This window comes from Amycolatopsis sp. NPDC058340 (assembly GCF_042723975.1).
Lineage (GTDB): Bacteria > Actinomycetota > Actinomycetes > Mycobacteriales > Pseudonocardiaceae > Amycolatopsis.
Window position 1 is genome coordinate 114,995 of the sequence record NZ_JBHXIB010000021.1, and the last position, 11,012, is coordinate 126,006.

Genomic DNA, 11,012 nt, shown 5'->3' on the forward strand with positions numbered 1-11,012 from the left:
GAAATGGCGACCACGACAGACCCCCAGCAGACGCCCTCGGGCGGTTCCCTCGGCGAGCGGCTACGGGTACCTTCCCGGTTCCCGTACCGCACCATCGCGATGGGGACCATCGGCAGCACGCTGCTGATGCTGGCGGCGCTCGGCGCCGGTGGCACTCTCGTCCGTGACCCGATCCTGGGGCACGGGCCGCTGTCGTGGATCCGCTACGGCCACGGTCGCATCCTCGCCAACGCGGTGCTCTACACGGGCTTCGCGCTGATCATCTGGGCGTGGGTCCGCCTGGGCCGCTACGCGCTCGCGGGCCGCATCGGCAGCCGCCCGATCGTCGCCGCCGCCGCCTGCTGGATGGCGCCGCTGCTGGTCTCGCCGCCGCTGTTCACCCGCGACGTCTTCTCCTACCTCGCACAGGGCGCGCAGTTGCTGCACGGGCTCGACCCGTATGCCAACGGTCCTGCCGAGCTGACCGTGCTGCCGGACGTCGTGCAGAACGTCCACCCGCTGTGGCAGACCACCCCGGCGCCGTACGGTCCGTTGTTCCTCCTGGTCGCCAAGGGGATCGTCTCGGTCACCGGCAACGACATGATCGCCGGTGTCATCGCGACCCGGCTGGTGCTGATGATCGGCCTGGCCGGGATGCTGTGGTCGCTGCCGCGGCTGGTGAAGCACCTCGGCGGGAAACTGCCGATCACCCTGTGGCTCGCCATCGCCAGCCCGATGACGGTGATCCACCTCGTCGGCGGCCCGCACAACGACCTGCTGATGCTGGGCTTCCTCACCGTGGGCGTGCTGGCGGCGTTGGAGCGCAAGCACGTCGTCGCGATCGTCCTGGTCACCATCGGCATGCTGATCAAGCCCACCGCGGCGTGGGCGCTGCCGTTCCTGGTCTGGGTGTGGGCGAACCACCTGCCCGGCGACCGGAAGGTGGTCAACTTCTTCCGCGCGGGCGCCGCGTCGGTCGGGATCTTCCTGCCGGTGTTCGTCGCGGGCACCTGGCTGTCGCTCGGCTCGGTCAACCTCGGCTGGCTGACCGGCCTCAAGGCACCGACGCTGATCGCGAACTGGATGAACTTCCCGACCGGGATCGGCGAGATCTTCTACTCGCTCGTGAACCTGGTGATCGACGTCGAGGTCTCGCCGTTCGTCACGGTGTTCCGGGCGATCGCGATGGTCGGCCTGTTCGTGTTCGCCGGCTGGCAGTGGTGGCTGGCCCGCGACGGCGGTTACCCGGCGATCCACCGGATGGCGATCGTCTTGCTGGCCGGGGCGATCGTCCCGCCGCCTTCGCTGCCGTGGTACCTGACCTGGGGCTTTGTGGTCCTGTCGGCCTTCGAATGGCGCCGCCGGAACCTGGCTGTGGTCGTTGCGGTGTCCGTGTTCGTGACGCTGGTCTACTACCCGACGGGGGAGCAGGCGCTGTACGACTGGTGGTTCATGGCCGGTGTCGTCGTGGCGAGCGTGTACGCGGCCGCTTCGCTGCTGCGGCCGGATCCGCTGGGCATCATCGCCGCCTGGCGAGGGAAGCCGGTGGAGCAGTTCCTGCCCGCTGAGGCGCCCCGGTCCTGACTTTGGTCCGTGAGGGCCTCCTTCACTACCTTCAGGGTAGGGAAGGAGGCCCTCACGGCGTTCTGGGGGAGCAGAGCAGAGCGTGTGACGTACGGCGTTCCGTGAAGGCCTCCTTGAGGGACCCAGAGTCCCTGAAGGAGGCCTTCACGTCCATCAACTCAAAAGTGTATAACGACCTATACGTCATGGCAGTGGCCTTGTTACCGTGAAACGGCAACAAGGCCAAAAGAAAGCTCAGGAAGCCCGCCACCCACTCCAGGAGTGAATGAGCGTGCTCACCACGGCATGCGGAGCAGGCTGCGCCTCGTACTGCGGATACTTCTCCCGCAGCAGTCGCATCGGCAGCGCCTGCTCGTCGGGATCCGTCAACACCCGGGCGACGCCGTCCGCTCGGGCCCACCACAGCCCGGCCCAGTCCTCGTCGTAGCGGTCGGCCAGGAAACTGACGGCAGGGTTCTCCACGATGTTCTTCAGCCGCCGCAACGCCGTCGTGCTCTTCGGCTTGTGATCGATCGCGAAGGCCACCGAATCGCCTTCGACGACGAATGTCACCGGCACGAGATGGGGGACGCCGTCCGCGCCGGCCGTGGCGAGTCGCGCGATCCGCTCGCCTTCGAACCGTGACCGGGCTTCGGCAGGCGCCATCCGCATGCCCGTGACGGTACCTAGTTCGAGCGGCGCACGCGGAGCACGTTGTCCGATCGCGTTCCGTGCTGTCCGTCCGGGCCGGGGAAGTCGTGCGTGATCAGCTCCTGCCGCACCACGGTCCATTCGCCCTCGGCCAGGGCCAGTGTTTCGAGGACCTCGGCGGTCGTCGGAAAGTGGACGTCCTTGTGCGGCGGTTCGTCCATCCACGTCGGCCAGCCCGCGTGGCCGGCGACCACCAGGGTCCCGCCCGGCGCGACGGCCTCGGCGGCACGGCGGAGCGCCTTGTCCCGTTCGCCGTCCTCCGCCACGGGGGAGTGGAAGAACTGTGCGGACACGAGGTCGAAACGGCCCTCCGGGAAAGACTTCGCCAGGTCGTGGCGCTCCCAGGTGATGCCCTCGACACCGGCCTCGGCCGCGTGCGCGGCGGCGCGCTGGAGCGCGACGTCCGAGATGTCGACGGCGGTGACGCGCCAGCCCTGCTGGGTGAGCCAGATGGCGTCGCCGCCTTCGCCGCAGCCGAGATCGAGTGCCGTGCCCGGGATGAGGGCCGCGACCTCGTTCACCAGGATCGGGTTCGCCTTCCCGCTCCAGACCTGGTCCTTGTCCCGATAGAAGTCTTCCCAGAACTGCTGTGTCGAATCCATGACCGCAAGATGCCCGCGGTCCGGCCGTCTTCGCAAGTTCCGTTGCCGTTATGGCAAGACCTGGAGTGTCCCCGCGTCGGCGTCGAGGGTGGCTCGCGCCCCGAGGGGGATGGTTGGCGACGCGGGCACGTGCCCGACGCCGAAGTCCCACGCGATGGGTACGCCGAGCGGCCCGAGCCGGTCGAGCATCAGCGCGCGGATGTCCTCGGGGTCGCCGCAGGACTTCCACGAACCCAGCACGAAGCCGCGGACACCGTCGAGCCAGCCGGAACGCAGCAGCTGGGTGAGCATCCGGTCGATCCGGTACAGGCTTTCGGTGACGTCTTCCAGTAGCACGATCGACTCACGCGCCGAGCCCTGTTCCGGCGCGCCGAGGCCGGACGTCAGCAGGGCGAGGTTGCCGCCGATGAGCGTCCCGGTCGCCACGCCCGCCACCAGCGGCGACGAGGTCGGCGAGGTGATCAGCCGTACGCCTTCGGGTTCGAACAGTGAAAGCCGCAGGTGTTCGGCGGCCACCGCGTCGAACAGGGTGGTCGCGGGCAAGGGGGCGAACAGGGTCTCCAGTCCCAAGTGGACGTTCACCGCCCGGTGCAGCGCGGTGACGTCGCTGGATCCGGCGAACATCTTGGGTCCGGCGCCCTTCAGCGCCGTCCAGTCGACCAGGTCGAGCATGCGTTGCGAGCCGTAGCCGCCACGGGCGGCGAGGACGCAGGTCACTCCTGGATCCAGCCAGGCCCGGGTGAACTCGGCGGCGCGCGCCTCGTCGGAAGCCGACAGATAGCCGGTGGAGGTCGCGCGGACGCATTCGCCGACGTGGACTTCGACGCCCCAGCCTCGGAGCACTGGCAGCGCCTTCTCGACGAGGTCCGGCGGGACCGGGCCCGCCGGGGCGACCAGGGCGATCGTGTCGCCCGGTCGCGTCTTCGGCGGCCTCACCGGCTCAGCCGGAGTTTCGGCACGCCGGGCGTCTCGAAGCCGAAGACCTGACCGTAGAACGACAACTCCGCTTCGAGGGCGGCCACGATCGTCTCGGCCTTCCGGAAGCCGTGCTGTTCGCCCTCGAACCTCAGGTACGCGTGCTCGATGCCGCGCCCGGCCAGTCCGGCGACGAACCGGTCCGCCTGCTCGGGTGGGCAGATCTCGTCCTCCAGTCCCTGCAGGAACAGGAGGGGACCGGCGAGAGTGTCGGCGTTGTTGATCGGCGACCGGTCCCGGTAGCGCTGCTCGGCGCCGGGCAGGGGGCCGATCAACCCGTCGAGGTAGCGGGATTCGAAGTCGTGTGTCTCGCCGCCGTCACCGGTCCACTGGGTGAGGTCGAGGATCGGGTACATCACGGTGCCCGCGCGATAGGTCGTCGTGGTGGTCAGCGACGCGGCGGAGGTGTATCCGCCGGCGCTGCCGCCGCGGATCGCGAGCCTGTCGCCGTCGACGGTGCCTTCGGCGGCGAGGGCTTCGGCGACGGTGACACAGTCGGCGACGTCGACGACGCCCCACTGTTCCCGCAGCCGTTCGCGGTAGGCGCGTCCGTAGCCGGTCGAGCCGCCGTAGTTCACCGTGACGACGGCGATCCCGCGGCTGGTGAAGTAGGCGATCTCGTGGTCGAGCACCGCGCTGTCCCGGCCGGTCGGCCCGCCGTGCGGGTACACGAACAGCGGTGGCAGTTCGCCGTCCGGCGCGGCGAAGCCGGGGTTCGCGGGGAGGTAGAGGAAGGCGGGGATCTGGTGGCCGTCGTCGGTTTTGAAGATCCGCTCCATGGGCGTCGACAGGTAGGCGGGCGACGGTGGTTCGGGTGCGGAGGCGAGTTCGGTGACGGTTCCGGCTTCGAGGTCGACCTTCACGACGGCGGCTTCGCGCTTCGGGCCTGCCGCGACGCCGACGACGCAGCCTTCGTGGACGGCCAACCCGTTGGTGGACCACGCGGTCAGGTCGGCGGCGGCGGGCACCGGGGTCAGTTCCCGGGTCTCCTCGTCGAGGATGGCGAGCTTGCCCGAGGCGATGGCGGCGAACCGGCCGTTCCCGAGCGGTGTGAACCAGCGGGCGCCGAGTTTCCACTGCGCACCGCCGATCTCCTGTTCGGCCGGGGCCAGGTTCGTGATGCCGCCGTCGAGCCCGACCCGGTGCAGATTCCACCAGCCGTGCGGGTCGAGCAGGGCGAGCAGGCTGTCCGCCGATTCCCACTCGACCTGGCAGACGGAGACGTCGGCCGCGCCGGCGAGGACGCGGTGCGGTCCGAAGGTGCCGTCTTCGAGGAGTTCGGCGACGCACAGTTCGGTGCCGTCCCAAGGCATCGCGGGATGGTTCCAGCCGAGCCAGGCCGCGCGTGTCCCGTCGGGTGAAAGCTGCGGTGCGGTGAGGAAGTGGTGGCTGGCGGTCAGCACGCGTTCCGGGCCGCCGTCGAGGGGGACCGCGATGAGGTCACGGGCGATGTCGACGCGCCTGGGGCCGGTGCTGCGTTCGCGGACCAGCCACACTTCGCCGGTCCGGCCGGGCCGGAGGTCGCTGTAGCGGATCTGGTGGCGCGTGGCCGGTTCCGGGGTCAGCGGTGTCGTCTCGCCGGTGGTCAGGTCGCGGCGGTAGACGCGCTGATCCGTCCAGTGGGTGAAGACCAGGGCGTCGTCGAGGACGAGCCAGGGGCGGCCGCCGTACTCGTGGACCCGGTTCCGGACGTTCCACGGAGCGGGAAGGACGTCCTCGACGGTGCCGTCGGCGCGGGACCGCACGAGGGTCACGCGGCCGCCTTCGCCCGTTCTCGCTTCGGCCCACCACACCTCGTTTCCCGCCGTTCCGAGCCATTGCGCGCTGACTCCCGAGGCCGCGACGTCGGCGGCCGACAGGGGGGACGTCCAGGTGCCGTAAGGGGCGATCTCAACCACAGGGGAAGACTAGGTTCGTCTCTTTGCCTATGGCGGCTCGGGGCGCGGCGGTTTCGCCCTGGGCTGAACCGTGGGGCGGCGGATGCCGATCAAGGGGCCGTGGCCTAGGGTCAAAGGTGCCATGTCTCGCGTAATCCACGTCTTCCGCCAGCCCGACCGGTTCGTCGCAGGAACCGTCGGTGAGCCCGGCGACCGCACGTTCTACCTCCAGGCGTCCGAGGACGTCCGCACGATCAGTGTGACGATCGAAAAACAGCAGGTCGTGGTCTTGGCCGAAAGGCTCAGCTCGCTGCTGGAAGAGGTCGCCAGCCGGTTCGGCGCGGATGTTCCGGACGACGCGCCCGACGAGCTTCTCGACGTCGACCCCCTGACCGTTCCGGTCGAGGAGGAGTTCCGCGTCGGCACGATGGGGCTCGGCTGGGACGCCGACAGCAGTGCCGTCGTCATCGAACTGCTCGCGATGACGGAAGGCGAGGTGGACGAAACGGTCGTTCTGGACGACACCGAAGAGGGGCCGGACGCGGTCCGTGTCTTCCTGACCCCCGGTGCGGCGCGCGCTTTCGCGGAACGGGCGGACAAGGTGGTCAACGCCGGCCGCAAGCCGTGCCCGCTGTGCGCGGAACCGCTCGATCCGGCGGGGCATATCTGCCCGCGTCAGAACGGGTACCGGCGCGACGTCGACGTCCTCGAGGACTGACCAGGTGGCGGAGACTTCGCGGGAGCTGGTGGCGCGCGGCAAGATCGACGTCGAAGGCAGGCTTGTCGACGCTTCCAACGTCACGTTGTTCTGCACGATCGAGCTCGACGGTGTCACCGGGAACGTCGTGTACAAGCCGGTTTCCGGTGAGCGGCCGCTGTGGGATTTCCCGGACGGGACGCTCGCGGGCCGGGAGGTCGCGACGGCCATGATCGCCGACGCCTCGGGGCTGGGCGCGATCCCGCCGACGGTGCTGCGTGACGGGCCGTTCGGGCCCGGCATGGTGCAGCTGTGGATCGAGACCACCGACGAGGAGCTGGTCGACGTCCGGTCGCCGGAAAGCGTGCCGGAGGACTGGCGTGTCGTGCTGCACGCGCACGATCGCGACGGCGAACCCGCGGTGCTCGCGCACGCGAACCGGCGGGGGATGCGGGAACTGGCGGTGCTGGACATCGTGGTCAACAACACCGACCGCAAGGGCGGCCACGTGCTGGCCGGTGCCGACGGTCGCGTCTACGGCGTGGATCACGGGATCTGTCTGCACACCGACCCGAAGCTGAGGACGGTGCTCTGGGGCTGGATCGGCGAGCGGCTGACCGAGGACGAGATCGGCAAGCTGCGCGGCCTGCGCGAGAAGCTGGACGGTGAACTCGGTGGCGCGCTCGGCGAGCATCTCACCGGGTTCGAGATCCGTGCGCTGGCCGAGCGCACCGATCTGCTCCTGGCGGAGGCTGTCTTCCCGGAGCCCGGCGACGATTGGCGCGCCATCCCGTGGCCGTTGTTCTGATCGACGACGAGGCGCGTGCGCGTCTGGTCACGCGGTTCGGTGAAGAGGTCACGGCGTGGTGCGGCGAGCTGCCCGCTCTCGTGGCGAGGCTGGCGGCCCGGTGGGGGCTCACCGTCGTCGACGCGAAAGCGGGTAACACCGGGCGGACCCTGATCTGTGCCGGGGACGACGGAGCCAAGAAGGTTCTCAAGCTGACGCCGGATCAGTCGATCGCCGCGTCCGAGGCCGCCGCGTTGCGGGCGTGGGACGGCTGTTCCCGCGTCGTGCAGGTGCTGGACACCGAACTCGCCGACGGGGCGATCCTGCTGGAAGGCATCGACCCGGGTACGCAGCTGCTGGAGGCGGGTGCGGATGTCCCGTGGGCCGAGGTCGGCGACCTGCTGGCCCAGATCCACGCGGTGACCCCGCGGTCGGATTTCTCGACGCTGGAAGACCGTGTCGTCTTCATGTACGACCTCGCCGAGCGTGGACTGCGGGGTTCGGTGGCCGAAGCCACGCTTTCGCTGGAAACCCTCGATCGGGCGAGGCGGCGGGCGCTCGCGCTCGCGACCGGCGGGGGTGGGAACGCGATCGTGCACGGCGACCTGCATCCGGGCAACGTCCTCGACGGCGGGCCTGGGAGGGGAGCGGTCGCGATCGACCCGCGGCCGAGCGTCGGCGATCCGATGTTCGATTTGGCCGACTGGGTCACGTTGCCGATGCGCGAGGGTGGAACGTTGGAAGACGGTTTCGACGCGATCGCGCCGTATCTGCCGGGTTTCGACGCCGGACGGGTGCGCGCGTGGTGCGTCGCGCTCGCGCCGCTGTTCGTGATGCGCCCGCTGGAGCGGGGTGAGCGGACCCCGTTCGTCGAAGCGATGCTGCGGATGGCCGCCTGACCGGCGTGGCGGGGAGACGCCGCCACTCGGCACCGCTAGCGTCGGGCGCCGTGCGCTCCCATTCGTACGACGACGTGCTGTCCGGCCCGCGGAAGCGGAAGATCCCCGAGGTGCCCGCGGAACCGGGGCTCGTGGTCGAAGACCCGGCCAGCGGCTACTGCGGTGCCGTGGTGAAGATCGAGTACGGCAACGTCGTCCTCGAAGACCGTCACGGCAGGCATCGCGTGTTCCCGCTGAACCCCGCGGGTTTCCTGCTCGAAGGAAAGCCGGTCACGCTGGTGCCGTCGAAGGCGGCTCCGAAGGCGCCGGCCCGCCGGATCTCCGCGTCCGGGTCGGTCCAGGTGCAGGGGCTCAAGGCGCGGGTCGCCCGTGATTCGCGGATCTGGGTGGAGGGCAAACACGACGCCGAACTGGTCGAGCGGGTGTGGGGACACGATCTGCGGGTCGAAGGCGTGGTGGTGGAACCACTCGATGGTGTGGACGTGCTGTCCGATCGCATCGACGAGTTCGGCACCGGTCCCGGACGGCGGCTCGGTGTGCTGGTCGACCACCTGGTCGCGGGGAGCAAGGAGTCGCGGATCGTCGACGCGATCCGCGACGAGAACGTGCTGATCACCGGGCATCCGTACATCGACATCTGGGAGGCCGTGAAGCCTTCGGTGGTCGGTATCCGCGCCTGGCCGAAGGTCCCGCGTGGCACGGAGTGGAAAGAGGGCGTCTGCGACGTGCTCGGCTGGGGCGAGCCTTGGGAGGGCTGGCAGCGGATCCTGGCGGCTGTCGGCAGCTACCGGGATCTGGAAACGCCGCTGATCGGAGCGGTGGAACGGCTCATCGACTTCGTCTCCGACCCGGGCGAAGAGTCCTGAATGACCGATTTGCGCGAGGTCACTCAAGGTCACGCGTCGGTCACGTCGGTTTCGCTTCTTCGGTATGAATCGGCGCGATCTGGGAGCATGAACGCATGACAGGCGCTCTCATCTGGCTGATCGCCGGCATCCTCTTGATCATCGCCGAGCTGCTCTCGGGTGATCTGTTCCTGCTCATGGTCGGCGTCGGAGCTCTGTTCGGGGCGGGCTCGGCCGCCTTGACCGGCAACCCGTTCATCGACGTCGCGGTGTTCGCCGTCGCGTCGGTCGGGATGCTCGTCCTCGTCCGGCCGACCCTCAAACGCCGGTTTCTCGCGGGGCCGGACATCAAGACCAACACCGACGCTCTCATCGGCGCGCGAGCGGTAGTAGTGTCCACAGTGGACGGCGACGCGGGCCAGGTCAAACTGGCGGGCGACGTCTGGTCGGCACGGACCATGACCGAAGGGGAACCGATCGCCCCGGGAACGTCGGTGACGGTCGTCGAGATCTCGGGTGCCACGGCGGTCGTCTCGGCCGAGCTGTGAGCCGGACGGCCGCACAGCAGCAGGTTTCTACGTAAGGGGAAGGTAGTTGTCAGAGACAGTGGTGTTCATCGTCGTCGGACTGCTCGCGTTGTTCGTGGTCGTCGTCGTGGTCAAGGCGATCATGGTGGTGCCGCAGGCGCAGTCCGCAGTGATCGAACGGCTGGGCCGGTTCCGGACGGTGGCTTCTCCCGGCCTGACGTTTCTGGTGCCCTTCCTGGACAAGGTCCGGGCGCGGATCGACCTCCGCGAGCAGGTCGTCTCGTTCCCGCCCCAGCCCGTGATCACCGAGGACAACCTGACCGTGTCGATCGACACGGTCGTGTACTTCCAGGTCACCGACTCGCGTGCCGCGGTCTACGAGATCTCGAACTACATCGTCGGTGTCGAGCAGCTGACCACCACGACGCTGCGTAACGTCGTCGGTGGCATGAGCCTCGAACAGACCCTGACCTCGCGCGACTCGATCAACAGCCAGCTGCGCGGCGTGCTCGACGAAGCCACCGGCCGCTGGGGCATCCGCGTCGCCCGCGTCGAACTGAAGGCGATCGACCCGCCGCCCTCCATCCAGGACTCGATGGAGAAGCAGATGCGTGCCGACCGTGAGAAGCGCGCGATGATCCTGACCGCCGAAGGTCAGCGGGAATCGGCGATCAAGACCGCGGAAGGTCAGAAGCAGAGCCAGATCCTCGCGGCCGAAGGTGCCAAGCAGGCCGCGATCCTGAGCGCGGAGGCCGAGCGGCAGTCGCGGATCCTGCGCGCGCAGGGTGAACGAGCCGCCAGGTACCTGCAGGCACAGGGTCAGGCGAAGGCCATCGAGAAGGTCTTCGCGGCGATCAAGGCCGGGCGCCCGACGCCCGAGGTCCTGGCGTACCAGTACCTGCAGACGCTGCCGCAGATGGCGCAGGGCGACGCGAACAAGGTCTGGATGATCCCGAGCGACTACGGCAAGGCGCTGGAAGGCTTCGCCCGCGCGCTCGGCGCCCCCGGCGACGACGGCGTGTTCCGCTACGAGCCGCCGAAGGAAGACCCCGTCGAGAAGCCGGACCTGGAGGACGAAGAGGTCCAGGGCTGGTTCGACACCTCCAGCGACCCGAAGGTCGCCGAGGCCGTCGCGGCCGCGGAAGCCGTGGCGCGTAAGGAAGTTCCGGCGCTGGGTGTCGCGACGCCGCGGCAGGAGCCGCCCGCTCCGCGTCAGGTCCCGAAGGCCGCACCGGCTCCCGAGCCGGAGGCGGCTCCGGAGCCTCCGCAGGTCCCGCCGCCCTCGCAGCTGCCGCAGCCGCAGCCGCCCGCGGGTCCGCAGGGCGGTCCGTACCAGGGTCCGCCGTCGCAGGGGCCGGGCAGTGGGCCGTTCCCGCAGCAGGGTCCGTTCGGTGGTCCGCAGGGTGGGCCGCCGCCGCAGCGCTGAGCCGCTTTGACGTGAGAGAGGGCCGTCCCGTCCGGGGCGGCCCTCTCTCGTGTGTTTTGTGACCCACGTGGCGGCCTGAGGGTAGTGAGGGCCTCCTTACCTACCCTCAGGGTAGGTAAGGAGG

The 11,012-nt window shown here is 69.4% G+C and carries 11 protein-coding genes; 7 read left to right on the top strand and 4 right to left on the bottom strand.

The features are described from left to right. The first annotated feature begins 3 nt into the window (after positions 1-3). On the top strand, positions 4-1,563 hold the full coding sequence (gene mptB / locus ACFWIW_RS23500; RefSeq protein ID WP_378370396.1) for a polyprenol phosphomannose-dependent alpha 1,6 mannosyltransferase MptB: 1,560 nt from the start codon (positions 4-6) through the stop codon (positions 1,561-1,563). Between the two features lie 234 nt (positions 1,564-1,797). On the opposite strand, the gene ACFWIW_RS23505 is transcribed toward mptB, so the two are convergent. From ACFWIW_RS23505 to ACFWIW_RS23520, 4 genes are read right to left on the bottom strand one after another with little or no spacing between them, the layout of a single operon-like run. Beyond that, positions 1,798-2,214, bottom strand: coding sequence for a TIGR03668 family PPOX class F420-dependent oxidoreductase (locus ACFWIW_RS23505; RefSeq protein WP_378370397.1), 417 nt, complete (start codon positions 2,212-2,214; stop codon positions 1,798-1,800). 14 nt (positions 2,215-2,228) lie between these two features. Continuing rightward, positions 2,229-2,855, bottom strand: coding sequence for a class I SAM-dependent methyltransferase (locus ACFWIW_RS23510; protein WP_378370398.1), 627 nt, complete (start codon positions 2,853-2,855; stop codon positions 2,229-2,231). A gap of 48 nt (positions 2,856-2,903) precedes the next feature. Further along, positions 2,904-3,791 (bottom strand): LD-carboxypeptidase, encoded by an 888-nt coding sequence (locus ACFWIW_RS23515; protein WP_378370399.1) that lies wholly within the window; start codon positions 3,789-3,791, stop codon positions 2,904-2,906. After that, positions 3,788-5,728, bottom strand: a complete 1,941-nt coding sequence (locus ACFWIW_RS23520) for a prolyl oligopeptidase family serine peptidase (RefSeq protein WP_378370400.1) — start codon at positions 5,726-5,728, stop codon at positions 3,788-3,790. Before ACFWIW_RS23520 ends, ACFWIW_RS23515 begins: the two co-directional genes overlap by 4 nt. A 121-nt stretch (positions 5,729-5,849) precedes the next feature. On the opposite strand from ACFWIW_RS23520, the gene ACFWIW_RS23525 reads away from it, so the two are divergent. The 6 genes from ACFWIW_RS23525 to ACFWIW_RS23550 all read left to right on the top strand — a co-directional run bounded on the left by ACFWIW_RS23525 (position 5,850) and on the right by ACFWIW_RS23550 (position 10,888). Next, a complete protein-coding gene (locus ACFWIW_RS23525) occupies positions 5,850-6,425 on the top strand; it encodes a DUF3090 domain-containing protein (protein WP_378370401.1) in 576 nt (191 codons plus the stop codon). Between the two features lie 4 nt (positions 6,426-6,429). Beyond that, a complete protein-coding gene (locus tag ACFWIW_RS23530) occupies positions 6,430-7,212 on the top strand; it encodes an SCO1664 family protein (RefSeq protein ID WP_378370402.1) in 783 nt (260 codons plus the stop codon). After that, the gene (locus ACFWIW_RS23535; protein WP_378370403.1) at positions 7,197-8,090 is read left to right on the top strand and encodes an aminoglycoside phosphotransferase family protein; all 894 of its coding nucleotides are present in this window, start codon (positions 7,197-7,199) and stop codon (positions 8,088-8,090) included. The genes ACFWIW_RS23530 and ACFWIW_RS23535 overlap by 16 nt, the downstream gene beginning before the upstream one ends. 50 nt (positions 8,091-8,140) lie before the next feature. After that, positions 8,141-8,956, top strand: coding sequence for a DUF3097 domain-containing protein (locus ACFWIW_RS23540; RefSeq protein ID WP_378370404.1), 816 nt, complete (start codon positions 8,141-8,143; stop codon positions 8,954-8,956). Positions 8,957-9,051: 95 nt separating this feature from the next. Next, a complete protein-coding gene (locus ACFWIW_RS23545) occupies positions 9,052-9,483 on the top strand; it encodes an NfeD family protein (RefSeq protein WP_063276642.1) in 432 nt (143 codons plus the stop codon). A gap of 58 nt (positions 9,484-9,541) precedes the next feature. Beyond that, positions 9,542-10,888, top strand: a complete 1,347-nt coding sequence (locus ACFWIW_RS23550; RefSeq protein WP_378370407.1) for an SPFH domain-containing protein — start codon at positions 9,542-9,544, stop codon at positions 10,886-10,888. Positions 10,889-11,012: the final 124 nt, after the last annotated feature.